Annotated in this window: 12 protein-coding genes; 2 read left to right on the top strand and 10 right to left on the bottom strand. The window is 60.9% G+C overall.

Translation table 11 applies throughout. The features are described 5' to 3' along the window. Positions 1 to 409: 409 nt before the first annotated feature. Positions 410 to 1,381 (bottom strand): glycosyltransferase, encoded by a 972-nt coding sequence (locus tag V6M37_RS05410; protein WP_332671505.1) that lies wholly within the window; start codon positions 1,379 to 1,381, stop codon positions 410 to 412. 122 nt (positions 1,382 to 1,503) lie between these two features. Here V6M37_RS05410 and V6M37_RS05405 point away from each other — a divergent pair. Further along, a protein-coding gene (locus V6M37_RS05405; protein ID WP_442880994.1) for an IS5 family transposase occupies positions 1,504 to 2,450 on the top strand; the annotation gives its coding sequence in 2 pieces (ribosomal slippage) (positions 1,504 to 2,193 and positions 2,196 to 2,450; 945 coding nt in all). Between the two features lie 234 nt (positions 2,451 to 2,684). Here V6M37_RS05405 and V6M37_RS05400 read toward each other — a convergent pair. The 8 genes from V6M37_RS05400 to V6M37_RS05365 all read right to left on the bottom strand — a co-directional run bounded on the left by V6M37_RS05400 (position 2,685) and on the right by V6M37_RS05365 (position 12,975). After that, positions 2,685 to 3,737 (bottom strand): ATP-grasp domain-containing protein, encoded by a 1,053-nt coding sequence (locus V6M37_RS05400; RefSeq protein WP_332671503.1) that lies wholly within the window; start codon positions 3,735 to 3,737, stop codon positions 2,685 to 2,687. Between the two features lie 411 nt (positions 3,738 to 4,148). Further along, the gene (locus V6M37_RS05395) at positions 4,149 to 5,258 is read right to left on the bottom strand and encodes a sugar-transfer associated ATP-grasp domain-containing protein (RefSeq protein ID WP_332671502.1); all 1,110 of its coding nucleotides are present in this window, start codon (positions 5,256 to 5,258) and stop codon (positions 4,149 to 4,151) included. A gap of 70 nt (positions 5,259 to 5,328) precedes the next feature. Continuing rightward, entirely contained in the window at positions 5,329 to 6,438 is a 1,110-nt protein-coding gene (locus V6M37_RS05390) for a sugar-transfer associated ATP-grasp domain-containing protein (protein ID WP_332671501.1), read from the bottom strand. A gap of 88 nt (positions 6,439 to 6,526) precedes the next feature. Further along, the gene (locus tag V6M37_RS05385; RefSeq protein ID WP_332671500.1) at positions 6,527 to 8,323 is read right to left on the bottom strand and encodes an asparagine synthetase B family protein; all 1,797 of its coding nucleotides are present in this window, start codon (positions 8,321 to 8,323) and stop codon (positions 6,527 to 6,529) included. Between the two features lie 23 nt (positions 8,324 to 8,346). Then, entirely contained in the window at positions 8,347 to 9,384 is a 1,038-nt protein-coding gene (locus V6M37_RS05380) for a hypothetical protein (RefSeq protein ID WP_332671499.1), read from the bottom strand. Positions 9,385 to 9,433: 49 nt separating this feature from the next. Next, on the bottom strand, positions 9,434 to 10,333 hold the full coding sequence (locus V6M37_RS05375; protein WP_332671498.1) for a polysaccharide pyruvyl transferase family protein: 900 nt from the start codon (positions 10,331 to 10,333) through the stop codon (positions 9,434 to 9,436). 30 nt (positions 10,334 to 10,363) lie between these two features. Next, the gene (locus V6M37_RS05370) at positions 10,364 to 11,368 is read right to left on the bottom strand and encodes an aminoglycoside phosphotransferase family protein (RefSeq protein WP_332671497.1); all 1,005 of its coding nucleotides are present in this window, start codon (positions 11,366 to 11,368) and stop codon (positions 10,364 to 10,366) included. A gap of 59 nt (positions 11,369 to 11,427) precedes the next feature. Then, positions 11,428 to 12,975, bottom strand: a complete 1,548-nt coding sequence (locus V6M37_RS05365; protein ID WP_332671496.1) for an oligosaccharide flippase family protein — start codon at positions 12,973 to 12,975, stop codon at positions 11,428 to 11,430. A 138-nt stretch (positions 12,976 to 13,113) separates the two neighbouring features. On the opposite strand from V6M37_RS05365, the gene V6M37_RS05360 reads away from it, so the two are divergent. After that, positions 13,114 to 13,869, top strand: coding sequence for a tetratricopeptide repeat protein (locus V6M37_RS05360; RefSeq protein WP_332671495.1), 756 nt, complete (start codon positions 13,114 to 13,116; stop codon positions 13,867 to 13,869). Positions 13,870 to 13,893: 24 nt separating this feature from the next. Here the strand turns inward: V6M37_RS05360 and V6M37_RS05355 are convergent, their stop codons facing one another. Continuing rightward, positions 13,894 to 15,141 (bottom strand): hypothetical protein, encoded by a 1,248-nt coding sequence (locus tag V6M37_RS05355; RefSeq protein WP_332671494.1) that lies wholly within the window; start codon positions 15,139 to 15,141, stop codon positions 13,894 to 13,896. Positions 15,142 to 15,145 lie beyond the last annotated feature (4 nt).

Here is a 15,145-nt window from a genome sequence, read left to right as displayed (position 1 = left end):
TTCCATTGTTATCTCTCTTGAATATCAAACGTTCTTATCAAGTGTGACGTTCGCAGCTCCATTTTTCTTTAAGAGCGGGAACGCTTACGGCGTGATCATCCCCCTCAACCGTCTCGATCGCGGCGCGCGTCAAGCCGCAAGCACTGAGCGCATCCTTGTAAAGCATCTTCCTAAATCGGCGAAACTGCCTCCTTTTCGACAACACCCAGATCGTGTTATAGCCGCGATTATGATAATAGGCTAATGCGCCGAGATTCCCGCGCTACACTCGTTCGACCGCTGACCATGGCGGCAGGAACTCTTTTGAATCACCTTTAGGCCATACTCCCAAGGATAACCGACGCCGCACTTCAAACCGCTGATCCGAAAAAATCCGCTAACGTCTTTAGCTCTACAAGGCTTTCCTTGCTCACCTGCCCCTCTTCAACCAAGCAACCAGATTTTTTAGAAACATAAAGTGGTAAATAAATTCCAAAAAGTCTCTAACACTAAGTATTTGAAAGTAGTTTAGGGAGTGGATGAAATTTTTGAACAGTCTGCTTGCGGCTTCACCGCCATGGCAATACTCCAGAATACGACGCCGCTCTTCGCACAGTGAATGATTGATCGCCCTGCTAGCGTCGGCTCGAAATTTCTTCCCGGAATATTTGTAAAAATTCCAGTAAGTGTGCAGATATCCTCTACATACGTCGGGAGAGGTTTCTCTATTTGCAGAGGTATTTGACCCGTGCAGCCGGTAGACGCAGGTAATCTTGTTAATAAATGCCAAACTTCCTTCGAGTGAAAGGATGAGTCTGAGCGCTCGATCAACATAGACGACATCTTTAAACCAGGCTGGAAAGCACACACATCGCGATCTGAGCAACAAACTGTGTGTGGGGAGCCAGAAAGGGTCTAGTTTATACATTTCAGGGGTCCCGAAAACCTTGACCTCCCCTGTATTGGCAGGCAAGTATAGATGACTTCGAATATAAGTGCCCGAGCTCTCGTGTCGTTTAAGTGACGCAGTGCCACAGAGAACAATATCGGGGTTGCTCTCTAAAAAATCATATTGTACTTGAAGCTTAGATGGGTCAATCCAGTAGTCATCGCCATCCAGCAAGGCAATGTATTTCCCCCGGCACTGTCGCATTGCCGACATGAAATTTTGATTCAGACCGATGTTCGTTGCCTGATGAAATACATGAATAATCTCCGGGTATTTCTCGGCATATTTCTTAAGAATGGATGGGGTATCATCGCTTGAGCAATCATCGTAGATAACGAACTCGAGTCGGAAAGACACTTTCTGAGCGAGGACGCCCATGATGGCTTCTTCTATGAACTTTGAAGAATTGTATGTTGTTGTACACACACTAACTTCGGGTAGATCGTCATTCATAATTTGGCTCCAGGAGAATTTGTGGTAAAGCATTAGCAGGGTGTTGATTTACTAACCTTCTAGGGAAGCTCTGATCTATTCAGAGCCGGTAAAATACTGAAGTCATAAATCGTGCCGCTGCTATGAAGCAAACAACCTTCGCCTCGCTGGCCTTCGACAGGAAGAAGAAACAGACTCGCCGGGAACGCTTCCTCGCCGAGATGGAGACGGTGGTGCCTTGGGCAGCGCTGCTGGCGGTGATCGAGCCGCACTACCCGACGACGGGGCGCCGTGGCCGCCCGCCGATGCCGCTGGCGACGATGTTGCGGATCTACTTCATGCAGCAGTGGTACGCGCTGTCGGATCCGGCGATGGAAGACGCGCTCTACGAGATCGAGTCGATGCGCCGCTTTGCCGGCCTGGATCTGACCAACGATGCGATGCCCGACGAGACGACGATCCTCAAGTTCCGCCACCTGCTCGAGAAGCACGGGCTGACCGCGCAGATGATGAGCATCACCAACGACACGCTCGAACAACGTGGCTTGCTGCTCAAGGGCGGCACCATGGTCGATGCGACCATCATCGACGCCCCGCCCTCGACGAAGAACGAGGACAAGAAGCGCGATCCGGAGATGCATCAGACGAAGAAAGGCAACCAGTGGTACTTCGGCATGAAGGTCCATGTCGGAGCCGACGTCAATTCCGGACTTGTGCATACGGTTTCGGTCACGCCGGCCAACGCCTCGGACATCAGCCAGTTGGCGCACCTTGTGCGTGAGGATGATCGGGTGGTGTTCGGCGACAAGGGCTACGTGAACAACAAAAGCGACTGGCCCGCAAGGCTGGTGTCTTCTGGGGGGTGTCGCTCAAGGCCAGCAAGCAGCATCCGCTGACCGAGGCGAACAAGCGCTTCAACCACCGGATGTCGTCGATCCGCGCGCGAGTCGAACACGTGTTCCGCGTCATCAAGCGCCAGTTCGGCTACACGAAGGTGCGCTACAAGGGGATCGCGAAGAACGCCGCGCAGGTGTTCTCGCTGATCGGATTGACCAACCTTTATCTCGCGAGGAGAACCTTGATGAGTTGATGGGCGAAATCCGCCCGCTGCGCCCGAAAACGGGCGCTTGGGGCCCGAAAGGCCCCGAAACGCAGCGGTAGAGGCGGAGAAATCGATCATCAGAGCTGGCAAGAATGGCTGGCTTGGGTGAGCGCGCTCAGAACATCAATTGATCAGGGGTTCCCGAAGAACATTAGAAAGTTGGGACCCATAACATCGTTACCGACGAAGAGATATCTCCGTTGCACCTTCAGAGCTGATCGCTTAAGCGATCAGTGCGCCCAGTCTTGAACGCTGTTGGGGCAGCAGCTCGATGAAATCCTCGAAAATCGCGTCTTCTGGCCTCATTTCTCCAGGCACCCACTCCAGCATGCCTTGTTCGCCACCGCGCCAATGACCCGGGCAATCACGAACGGCCCATGAAGCGTAGGTGTAACTTATTTCCGCAATCACCGGCACTCCCCCACGCTTCAAGCCATCGATCGCTAGAGACTGCGTACCGAGATGAGCGGTAAGCCTGAAAGCTAGCCTTATCATTTCGGGATCGACGCGCGCAGGATCCCAATCGATGCGCCCGCTGCCGCTTGCACGAAAATCCCCTGGACGGTTAAACCTGCGGAATGCGAATGCGCGTTTTCCGATTACGGTCACACGGGTATCGAATTCATTATCCGGCAGGAATTCCTGGGCGAGGAGATAGCCGGACTGAATGTCGGCGGGAACAGACCGTCCGAGCAGCAATTTGAGCGGGATGAACGATGCACCAAGGAGTCGCCTTGCTGCTGAACCGGGATGATCGAGGGAAAGCATTCCGGCTTTGAACAGCCGCCTTGTAAGATTCACGGCTTCCGCGCGGCGCGTTACGAGTCGGACATTGCGCGACTGGAAGCCGCTCGCCAGTTTCACCACAATTGGATAGGAGGCGGTTTCGCAGAACTCTAAAGCGTCCTCTTCATTCCATAATATCGTCGTGTTTGGAGTCGGGAACTGGGCTGCCCTAAGGAGATAGTATTGAGAGATCTTGTCCTCGAAATGCCAAGCGGTTTGTGCATTCGGAAACACCGGGATTCGCATTCCGTATTCGATTCCCTGGAGGACCCGTTTTGCAATGGCCATTTCCGTCGACAAGTAACCGAATCGCCACATGAATCCCTGGCAAGGCGCCAGTTGGCTGAAGAAATCAGGCGATCCGGAGTCGAGCTGTTTGACAGCGATACCGCGCGCTTGAGCCAATTCCATCCATCGCCGCGAAAACGACTGCACTTCACCGTTACCGTGGCGCACTAAGTCACCATGAATTCCCAATACGTTTGTCAATTGCGACCTCCGTTGTAGCAGCCTAACGTCATGAGAATATGTGACCGTGCCGGCGGCTCGCGGTTCGGCTCGTACAGTCTGCGTCCTCACGCGGACTCATACGACGCTGACTGGCCCCACGAACTGCTCGTAAGCAAGAAAATCCTTGCAAAGGTACTTTCCGGCCAAATCAATTTGGCGGACAAGGTGGACAATTCTTCTGAACGGGTGGCCACATAAAGGATATCGATGAAAACGGCCTCCTCCTTTCACGAGGGTGCGATCAGCATTTAAACTCGCCCCCAGTTCCCTGAATGCTTCAGGCACTGGCTCTGCATCAAAGCCGTCGTCGGCGATCGATGTCGCACATGCAACCGATGTTGTCGCCCTTCGAAACCCTTTCAGCACACTTGCGAGGTCGTGTGCAACCACTCAATCGGACCGCGCAAGCGCCCGCTGCAACTCGCGCTTCAGCCCTCTCTGATGCGCGACCTGGAGAATGGATACATCGTAGGTGCTATTCGCCTCGACCAGCATGATGCCGTCGGTCGTCGCGGCGATATCCCAGCCAAGGCTTCGCAGTTGCGGGACACTTTCCTGCGCACGCAGCGCCACGTCGACGAGATCGCGCCAGAACGGCAACTCGTAGCCCTCGATCCTGCAACCCGTTTCCGGGTGATTCGCAAACGGCGTCATTACCGGCCAGTCCTTCCGGATCGATCCCCACGCCGCCCCAAGACGGCCGCTTGCCACGTCGATGCCCGCGAGGAGATTGCCCGACTTGCCCTTCGAAAAGTTGTCCGTGACGCTGTCGCCGACGGTGATCTTCAGATCGGCGATCAGCAGCTCGGCCCGATCGCCACGCATCTGCGTGACTGCGCGGACGGTCGCGAGCGCATTAGGCGATACGACGCCTCGCAGCGACTCGTGCGAGCGAGCGCGCGGCTGCAAGATCCACCCCTGCTCGTCGCCGAGGTTCTCGATGAGGTAGCGAAAGAGCGCGTCGGGGGATCCGGTCCGTCCCGCGAACGAAAACAGGTCGCCCTCCCGACGCAGGACGAAAGCCCCTTCGCCATAGGTCCCCGCCATCGTCTTGACGAACATTTCGCCCGGCGCAGCCTGAAGGGCTGTTCGGAGTTGCGTTGCGTCCCTCACCCGCTGCGCGCCATGTGTCGCCAGGTCCGCGTCATCGGTCACGAGGCACAGCATCGGAATCGTCGGAAGCCCGTTCCTCACGCAATGCCGATGAAACAACAACTTATTGTCGGCAATCGTCCGAAATTTGTCCGGATTGAGCTTCTTAAGAAACTCCTTGAACCGCGGATCGTCGGTGACGTAATTGCCCCATTCGGACTCCGGAACCTGCGAGAAGCGGTACAGCGCGTAATAGACCGGGCCGACACCGTATTTGAAGCGCGCCCGCAGGATCTTGTACACGTTCGGCAGCACTGCCGACGCGCGGCCGCGCGATTCGAACGCAATCGCGTTGCCGTACTGGCTCAGCAGCCGCCGCGTTTCCCTGTAGGTTTTCTTGATCAGCATTCCCGCACCTCTGGTTCTCGCGCCAAACGACGCGCGCGACGTCCTGCGTGGTGCTCAGTCGCGCTCCGTATCATGCCGCCGCCATCCGTGCCGGCGCCTGCCCCTCGGCGAGGGTTTGCAGATATCGGTAAATCTCCCCCATGCGGCTTTCGCCCGACAGGGTGTCCCACGTGACGTTTCCTTCGATCAGGCGGAGCGCATCGGGTGTGATCGCCACGTCCCAGCCGATCGTGCGCAGCGGGTGGAACGCGTTCGCGGCGTCGACCGCAAGCTGGCGCACCTGCAGCCATTTCGGCAGCCGATAGCCGATTAGCTCGCGGCCGGTGGCCGGATGTTGCGTGACCGAGCGCATTTCGTGACGCCCGCTCGCGCCGCCGACCGCCGAACGGATCACCCCGTTTTCGGGGTCGAGCAGTGCGATGACGTTCCCGGTCTTGCCGTAATCGAAGTTGTCGTGAGCGTGATTGCCGCTGATCAAGCGCAGCCGGGCGGCGAGAATCCGCACGTCGTTGCGCTCGTCGATGACGGTGACGACGCGAACGGTCTGCAACCCGGACGTTGCGGACAGCGCGCACAGCTCGGGATGGCCGACGACGAGCTCCTGGAAAAGCCAGCTTGCGTAGCCGCTCCCGGACATCATTCCGACCAGCTCCTCCGCTCGCCGCACCTGGCCGTTGCTGTCGCGCCATTCGCGGCCCGCCCGTTCGAGCCGCATCACGCCTTCGCCATGCACGCCGGCAACAGGCTTCAGGATCACGGCATCCGCGCCCAGTCCGTCGAGAAAGCGGGCGACATCCTGCGTATCCGCGAGTACGGGGAACGGGGGAGATCCGGCGGCCTCCCGATCGAACAGCGCGAGGACTTCCGGTACCGGAAGTCCCGCTTGCCGGCAGAACGCATGGAAGCAGAGCTTGTCCTCGGTGCGCGCGTGAAGGTGCGCCGGGTTCAGCCGCCCCTGCACCGCGAGCAGTTCCTCCTTGCTCACCGCACGCTTCAGGTCCGATTCCGAGAGCGCCGGATCGAGCAGGCGCAGGAAATGGATCTCGTCCGGCGAAAACCGGTGGTGTCGGTAAAGCGTCCAGTAGCGCCGCGCCGCAGCGAGCGGATTCGCCCGATACCTCAGCACGGTATCGAAAAAACGCAGGGCTTCTGGACCGAGTTTACGAACGAGTTGTGACATGGTGGGCCGAGTCGATGCTTGCGCGACAGTATGTGAATGGCGTCGGCATGGCGCTGTTACGAGTTGTCGCGCCCGACCGTGGGGCGACTCACCGAATGTGCCACTCCGGCACCCGCGACCGCAGCCAGAACTCCATGACCATCAGGATCCACACCATTTCGCCGTAGTAACCGGGGTACGCGGGCAGATGCTCCTTCAGCAGCGTGTCGATGAAGCCGGGTCGGACGACTCCGCGATGCTTGAAGCTCTCGAGCGCGTCGAACGCGAGCGCCTTCAGCCCGTCGTGCTTGCACACCCAGACCCCGAACGGCAGGCCGAAGCCGTGCTTCTTCTTCGCGATGATCTCGTCGGGAAGGAAGCCGCGCAGCGCCTCCTTGAAGAACCAACGCAACTGAAAGCGCTTGAGCTTCCACTCCGGCGGCAGCGTCATCGAGAACTCGAGCAGTTCGTCGGTGACGAGCGGAAAGCCGGCGTCCACACCCGCGAGCTGCGTCGTCCCGATCACTTTCGGCAGATCGTTGTCGGCGAGGGTGTATTTCCAGTCGTACGCCAGCATGTGGTTGATCAGGGCGTCCCCGCGTGCCGCGCGCCACACCTCGCGCTGCGCGCGAAACGGTTCCTCCTGATCGACACGTGCGAGAAAATCGGGCGCGAAGACGTTCTCTGTCCCGAGACGGATCAGCATGTTGTACATCTGCATCCGGTCCGGCATCGGTACGCGCGCCTGTTCGACGTAGCTCGCGCCCTTGCGCACGATCGCGACATGCTGGAGCGGCGCGAGCCCGAGCAGCGGTTCGAGCGCCGCCGAGCGCAGCAACGGCGGCACGCTGTCGTAGAGTCCGAACATGCGCTGCTTGGCGTAGCGGACGTTGCCGCCGAACAGCTCGTCGCCGCCGTCGCCCGCGAGCATCTTCGTCACGCCGTCCTCACGCGCCCGCGTCGCGCAGATCCATGCCGGCACCGCCGACGAGTTGCCGAAGGGCTGGTCGAAATGTGTGGCGACCTTCGGAATGCCGTCGAGGAGATCGTCCGGGGTTACGTAGTACTCGTGGTGATCCGTGCCGAAGCACTTCGCGGCGATCCGGGCATATTCCATCTCGTCGTAACCCGCCGCGTCGAAGCCGATCGAATACGTGCGCGCGGGCCTGCCGAGGACTTCACACAGCATTCCGGACACGGTGGAGCTGTCGGTGCCGCCGGAGAGAAATGCGCCGACGCGGTCGCCCTGCGCTTCGCGCTCGACGCCGCGGCGGACGAGGTCGAGAAATTCCCGTTTCGCCGCGTCGAAATTGCCCGAGCCCGGCTCGGCGAACTCGGGTTTCCACCAGGCGTCGCGCTCGAGGCGACCATTCTCCCATAGCGCGTAGTGCCCCTGCTCGAGCCGCACGACCCCTTCGAAGATTGTCAGCGGCGCCGGGACGACGTGAAAGAAGAGGTAGTCGAACATGCCCTGCGGGGACAGCTCAGCGCGCTCGTGGGCTAAGGCGTCGGCCCGGTCGGCGAAGCGGCAGCCGGCCTCGTCGGGCGCCAGGCAGACCGGATAAGTCGCGAAGCGGTCCGTTGCCGCCCATACGCGTCGCGCGACGGTGTCGATGATGACGACCGAAAAGCGCCCGCGCGCCCGCGCAGCGGCGAGAACGCCGTGTGCGCGGTATGCGTCGATCCACAGTGCCCCCTGCCCGTGTTCCGCCGACCGGCCTGACGGAAAATTCGCGGCGCCGGAAGCGATGCACACCAGTCCGTCATGCCGGGCGACGTCGGCGCGGTCGCCGACCCGATCGCCGACCCGCACGTAGCCGCCGTCGAACGCGATCGCGCCACCTAGTGGCACGGCGTCCGTCGGGCGCGCCGAGATGGACAGTTGTCCGAGGAACGAAGCTCTCATATTCCCTCCCAGATTCGTCGTTCTTATTGGCCGGCTGCGGCGTCTGCATCGGCTCCGAGGACGCCCGCACCGGGCGCGTCCCGTTCCATCGCCATCCCGGTCGCAGCTTGCGATTCACGGGGCGACTCTCCCGGCTCGCCCACAATGCCGAGGGCGCTCGCCCAGCCGGGTGCATCGAAATCGAACAGGTGATGAAAGTAGCGCCGGGCGCCCTCTCCGTCCCAGCACCCGTTCGCGACCTGCGGCCAGTGTTCGCTCTCGTCCGCCTCGACGACGTATGGCGCGCAAAGCGTCGCCGGGACACATTCGTGGCCAAGCGCATCCGCCGCCGCAACGCGGTGGAGTCCGCCGCGGCAGATGAAGCGGAGCTCGCCACCACGACGGAGGAGATAGACGTGGACGTGCCCATGGCGCCGGTCGTAGCCCTGCGCGGCAAGGCAGTCATAGATGTGCAGGAGACGCTCGAGCTCGATCCGGGCGAGTTGTGCGCTCACCGGGCCATGATGCTTGAAACCGTCGATGTCGAGCTGCAAGCTGGCGCAGCCGTGCTCGACATAGTCCGCGCGATAGTAGCGCTCGATCTGGGCGAGCTCCTGCTGGAGCGTCTTATCGGACCAGGGGCTGAAGTGATAGGCATGAGCCGGCGCCGACCGCAGCGCCCTCGGCCGTTCATGAAACCCCGCGATCGCGCAGGCGGCATCCGCCGGCTGCCAGAAGGAGTAGAAGCGCGCCAATGCCGCTTCCGCAGCGACCCTTCCGTTCGACGCATACGAGCGTAACGCCGCCGAGAACGGATGCCAGCCGAGGCCGCCAAAACGCAAGCCGTTGAGCGTGACGATCGACCCTACGGGACACGGGAAAGCGACCTTTCGGCCTACGCGACTCGCAAGTAACGCAGCGACCGGGTGATCCTCGAGCGGCGGCAAGGGGGCGTCGGCAGGCGCGGAACGAACACGGACAAGCTGTAGCCCGAAACCGCGCAGCACGCGGTTCGACAAGCTCGCGAACCGCGCCGTCTGTTTTTCGCAGGCATTCCGCATCCGGTGGACCGCCTCGCTCACCGACGCACCCCCGCATGGCAACGAAGCTCCCATTCACTTTCGACCGTCATCAGTTGCCCCTCTTCATCGAGTCGAGCAGTTCGAGATAGCGGTACACATGCGCGTCGAGTACCTCGTCGCGGCTCAGGTATTGCGGTCCCCGGACCGCGACGCGCAGTTCGTCGGCCGCGCGATCGAATTCCTCGCGGCCGGTCTTGCGCCGTGGCGGCGGCGTCCAGTTCGGCGACCACGCTCCGACCGCGCGCAGCCCGCGTTTGACATGGTTCTTAATCTTCAACCCTGGAGAGAACGACCGTTCGATGTCGTAGAGGGAAGTGATCCGCGCCGGCGCGTAGGGAAGTTCGAGCGTCGAGAGCCAGTCCTCCCATTTGAACGACGAGATGTAGTCGTAGCAGGACACGGGAATCCACGGGATGCGGAGGGTATCCGCCGCAATCGCGCCGTGCATCGCTTCGCAGACGAGGGCCTCGCAACTCGTCATCTCACGCAGCACGGTATCGACGTCCCATTCGGCGCTGATGTACTTGAAGCCGAGCTCGGCGCACACCGACTCCCAATCGAAATATCGGCTGCTTTGACAGTGCGGAATGAAGCCGATCCGGTGCCTCGCCGCCGGCGCACGCTCGAACGCGACCGTCTTCAACAGTACCGCCGCGTCGGTGACGACTGTCTTCTCGCTCAGGCCCAGCATGCGCGCGGTCCCGTAGCCACGCACCGCGTGAAAAACAAACCGCCCATCGATCCGCGGCAGTTCGCCATAGCCGTAGCCGGAGCCAAATATGTGTTTGACGGGCGCGTCGGGCAGCCGATGGTTCAGGAGCGTGCCGATGCCGACAAACAGCGTGCTGTCGTCGCCGTCGAGCACATCTGGAAGCAGCCGGCTCCAGAGCCAAGGATTGAGATCGTCCCCGAAATTGCCGCGAGGATCCTTGTAGTAGTAGAGCTTCATATTGGCAGACTGTCGCGGAAAGAGCGGCGCTCAGAGCGGCGCGCCGTCGGATACACCTTGAAGCGAGCGGAGGAGCGCCCGTTTACAGGCCGTCGCTTCGAGGCGCGAGCCGATTCCTGAAATCGATCGGCTGCGGCCCCGTCCGGTCGCGTTGAGCATGCGATTAACGAGATATCGGCCCTTAACCAGTTCGAACAGCGGCTCCTGCCCGTCCAGCCCGTCGTACGCGGCGAGGAAATCGCTCTGCAGCGTCGACAGGAAGCTGCTGCGGTAGCGCGGATCGAATTTCATGAACTCGAGGTCCATCCAGAAGCTGCAGACGTCGTAGTGAATCGGCCCGTAATCGAACATGTAGAAATCGAGGACGGTCGTTCCCGTATCGGAAACGAAGATGTTGTGAGCCGCGAAGTCGTTATGACGGCCGGCCATGAGGCATTCGGCGCCACGCAGTCGTCGGGCATGCAATTCGATGCGTCGGGCGATCTCGGCGACGGCATTGCCCGCCGAGGTCGACGCCGCGCGGCGCGCGAGTGTGTCGAGCCGCTCCCCGCAGTACTCGGCGAGCTCCCCCACGTCGAACGATGCGGAAGGTTGGGTGGTCAGCGCATGGAATTGCCGCAGCCAGCGGCCGCAGCTCCGGACGAGCTCGCGCATCCGCTGCCCACGCTGGCGTCCGACGAGCCACGCCGATGCGGACGCAAGCTCGGAACGCAGCGACGCGCCCGGTGCTTCGAGCGTCGCGAGTGCGTGGTACTCGGAATATAGCCCGAGCGGGCTGACGACGCCGAGGCCCGTGCCCGGCCCGAAGCGCCCTTCGAGAAACGTCAGCGCATCGAATTCATTTCGCAGAGCAGCGGCGACCCTCTGTCGGTTGTCGTGCCGGACCCGCGGCATCTTCAGGAAGACCCGCAGCCCATTGCGCCCGGAGTCGACCTCGATGCGAAACACGCGTGAATACGGGTTCGCGATCAGATGAATCGCCCCGGGCGGGGGCGCGATGTCACGGCCGACGCGCGCAGCGAGATCGCCGAGCACGGCGCTAACGAGTTCCGAGGTGGGAAAGACACCGCGCGGGGGGGCCGCCGCAGCCGACGTCATGGCGCTTTGGGGCGCCCCAGCGCCAGCGTCACGAACTTCTGCCACGCGAACAGCGCATCGCGCTTGAGGGGATGATCGAACCATAGCACCCCTGCGAACCACCCGAGCGCAGCAAGTGCCGTCGCGCCGGCGAGAAACCCGAAGCTTGCTACGTCAATGCCCTCGCGAATAAAGAAATACTTCAGCAGAGCCGGGGCCGGCAGCGTGAACAACGCGATCAGATAGGCCTCGCGCACCTGCCGCCAAAGCATCCCGAAGGTCAGGCCAAACGCATCGCGCAACGCGTACTGGTGCAGACCTGCGCTCAGCGAAGCGGTTGCCACAAGAAGCATGATCACCTGCTCGAGCGACAGCCAGATCGACGTCAACATCACGAGGATGCGGGCGGACTGGAGCCACCACTGAATGCGTAGCACGCGCCCGACCTTACCACACGCGATCAGTGCAGTATCGCACAGGGAATAAGGCGCCGACAGCATGCCGAAGACGCAGAGCATCGATGCGAGCGGCGTCGACCGCCCCCACTGCGGGCCGAACATAAACACGATGAGCGCATCGGAAATCAGCGCGAGCACCGCGAGCGCCGGAACCGTGACGCCGACCATGTACAAGGTCGACTGCGCGTAGAGCATCGCCGGATCGCGCCCTGCGCGAGTCTCCTTCGCGAACGACGGGAAATGCACGCCCTTGACCATTGTGACGAACTTGCCGAGGAGCGTGCTCGTGATACTTGCGGCCCGGCTGTAGAACGCGACTTCGGAGAAACCGAGCGTGCGGCCGAAAATCAGATCGGGCGCGCTGCCGCCCAACTGGCCAATGACCGAAACGCCGCTTGCCTTCGACCCGAATGCGAGTACCTCGCCTACGCCGCGCCAGCTCGGCAGCATCAGAGAATCCTCATGACGAATCATGCTAAGCAAAATCACATTGCTGATATTTCCGGCCACCGCACCCCAGCCCATGCTTAGATAACTTTCGCCGGCCAGTGCCGCTGCGATCGTCGCCCCGGCATTTACTGAAGTGCTCACAGCACGGACACCCGCGATCGTCCCAAACCGCATTTCTCGCCTCAGTAGCGACATCAGCGGCGAGCCGAAGGGCAATATTACGAAATTGATTGCCACGAGACGCAGAACTTCTGCAATACCTCGATTACCGTAAAACTCCGCAGCAGGGAAGCGGAGGAGATAAAGCGCGACTGCAATCGTCCACGAAAACATCAGCGTCACGGAAAATGCGGCGCGCACCCTTTCCCGAGTCACTATTTCTACCTGAATCAGATACTTACCTACGCCGAAATCGCGAAAAACATGCGCAAACGCAAGCAGCGCCACCGAGACGGAATAAATTCCGATTTCTTCGGGCGTAAGCAGACGGGAAACGACGATTACGCTTAAAAATGAAATCAGAAAAATGATAATTTCTGTTACAAAACTGACCCCAAGGGCTTTTCTTATATTCATCGATCGATCATCCGCAGCAGAGGTGGAGCCGGCCAGTTTGTTATCGATTATTATCATGCACGGGAGCCATTCTTCGTCCATTCAACCACGAATCAAACGAATGCCCCATATAATATCCGTCTCCTGCCGCACGGTATAAATACGATGGAGTGCGGCGAGGCATGGAGGAGGCGTTCGAACGTCCACTGCGCAGTCTCGCTGCCCGCAGTGTCGCGCGGAATGTTCGTACCGCATATGCCTGTTATCAGGCATTCGCTCGGCGAAACCCACTGTCGCTACACGGGGGTGTCATTCATGAAAGGATTCGGGAAAGGACTTAGCAGCATGGCAATCACGGCCCTTATCGGGCTGGGAGCTTCTTTCGCGAACGCGCAAGACGTGAACGTCTGCGGCGAACTGACGGCAGGGTTCGGGCCGTTCGACTATCGAGTCGAAACGAAGCGCCTCGAACTCGTTGAGCGCTTCCACTTCGGGCGAGCACAGGAAAACCTTACCAAGCGGCCGTTGACGGGTCTCGCGAGCAACCTGTCCTACACTCTCAATTCCTTCCCTAACCATCATCGAGCGCTGATGGCGATGTTGAAGCTGGGCTTCCGCGAAAAAGCGGCGCACGTACGCGGCGCGACGTATTCGGTCGAGTGCTACATGATCCGCGGCGAGCGCTGGAGGCCGGATGATCCGATGGTCAAGGCGATCCACGGACTGTTTCTGCTGAAATCGGGCCGCACGCAGGAAGCGGTCGCAAAATTCGAGACGGCCAGGACGCTCAACAGCAACAACGCCAACGTGAACTACAACCTCGGCCTCGCGTATTTTCAGATCAAGGACTACGACAAGGCGCTCGAGAGTGCGCATCGTGCGTACGCTCAGGGTTTTCCGCTGCCCGGCCTGCGTGAGAAGCTACAGCGTGCCGGGAAGTGGCGCGAACCCGGCGTGCAGAATACAAGCGCAGGCGCCGAGGGCGGCCAGGAGTAACGCGGTCCGCCGCCGCGGCCGCGATCAGCGGTATCGGTAGGCCCAGACCGTCGTGTCGTCGATGACGACCAGCACCTTCGCCGCATGGTCCACGTACGCGAGCGAGCGCTTACCGCGCGGCATCGGGTCGCCTTTGGGCTCCAGACGCGTCCATTTCACACCGTCGGGGTCGTAGCTCCAAACCGCGCCGCCCCGCACGTCGACAAGCAAGCCGAAGCGGCTGACCGGGTCGTAGTGGAACGGGTTTCGGGCGTCGTGGCCGTAGGGCATCGACTCGTCGTCCTTCGCCGCCGTCGCCACCTTCTTCCAGGCCGCCTGCGCGACGTCGAAGTGAAAAGTCTCCTTGCGCCGCTGAGCAACGACGATGCGGCGTGAGGGGTCGTAGTAACCGACGAGTTCGGCACCGGGCGCGGCCTGCTTGAAATTCCCGGCCTCCCGATTCGCATGCAGGTTCGACCACGATCGCTCCGGCGCCCGGTAGAGCCAGGCTCCGCGCATCTTCCAGTTGTTCATGTGCCAGACTGACCCCGCGAGTTCCGGCACATACTCGAGCATCGCTCCGAACGGCGCGGCTGGCCAAGGGCGCTCAGTCTGGACGAACTCCCACTTCCCCATCTGCGGATCGAAGGACCAGAGCGGCGGACCGGTGTACCGTTGTGCCGGGTCGCCACCGACGAGACGGATCGCCTCCTCCTCCTTCGTGTCCCACGTGTTCATGAACAACATCCTGCGGATTTTCGGATCCCACGTCAGGCCCCACCAAGTGTGCGCGATGACCACCGGCCCCCCCCGCCTCGTGATGAGGATGCCGTCGCGGAACTCGACGTCGCTGTAGTCGCTCCCGAGCCCCGAATAGCTGCGGGGATTGTCTGGCGGGTACAGCAGCACCCACGAGAGCGCGGCGAGGTCGAATTCCCATACGTCGTTCAGGCGATGCGGCCTGCCGTGATTCGCTCCCGCGAAGAGCGCGCGGCGACGCTCCGGCACCCAAACCATCTTGATCGAGTAGTCCCTCGCACGTGGACCGGTGGAGTCGAGATCGAAGCGGCGGGCGACAGCGTTGAAATCGCCGACGACGCTCGCCTTACCGAGGAGCACCGCCTCGTTCGGTCTCAGCCGACCGAGAATCTTCTGTACGTCGGGTTTCGCCTCGAGCCGTGGACGGACCGGCTCATCCGCCTGGGCGGCAGCAACATGAATCAGAAACAAGACGACAAGAAACAGTATTGACGGGGCCTGCGCATCACTGTTTAGGAAGGCGGAAAAGCGCATGGAC

The organism is Aromatoleum sp., assembly GCF_036675785.1.
In the GTDB taxonomy this organism is placed as follows: domain Bacteria; phylum Pseudomonadota; class Gammaproteobacteria; order Burkholderiales; family Rhodocyclaceae; genus Aromatoleum.
The sequence above is the reverse complement of the archived record's forward strand: the minus strand, read 5'-3'. Positions and strand labels throughout refer to the sequence as shown.

What these genes read in the sequence shown, in the direction of transcription:
- V6M37_RS05410 (WP_332671505.1), bottom strand. Translation starts at nt 1,381, where the DNA reads ATGAATGACGATCTACCCGAAGTTAGTGTGTGTACAACAACATACAAT.
- V6M37_RS05375 (WP_332671498.1), bottom strand. Translation starts at nt 10,333, where the DNA reads ATGAAGCTCTACTACTACAAGGATCCTCGCGGCAATTTCGGGGACGAT.
- V6M37_RS05355 (WP_332671494.1), bottom strand. Translation starts at nt 15,141, where the DNA reads ATGCGCTTTTCCGCCTTCCTAAACAGTGATGCGCAGGCCCCGTCAATA.
- V6M37_RS05365 (WP_332671496.1), bottom strand. Translation starts at nt 12,975, where the DNA reads ATGGACGAAGAATGGCTCCCGTGCATGATAATAATCGATAACAAACTG.
- V6M37_RS05390 (WP_332671501.1), bottom strand. Translation starts at nt 6,438, where the DNA reads ATGTCACAACTCGTTCGTAAACTCGGTCCAGAAGCCCTGCGTTTTTTC.
- V6M37_RS05395 (WP_332671502.1), bottom strand. Translation starts at nt 5,258, where the DNA reads ATGCTGATCAAGAAAACCTACAGGGAAACGCGGCGGCTGCTGAGCCAG.
- V6M37_RS05385 (WP_332671500.1), bottom strand. Translation starts at nt 8,323, where the DNA reads ATGAGAGCTTCGTTCCTCGGACAACTGTCCATCTCGGCGCGCCCGACG.
- V6M37_RS05360 (WP_332671495.1), top strand. Translation starts at nt 13,114, where the DNA reads ATGTTCGTACCGCATATGCCTGTTATCAGGCATTCGCTCGGCGAAACC.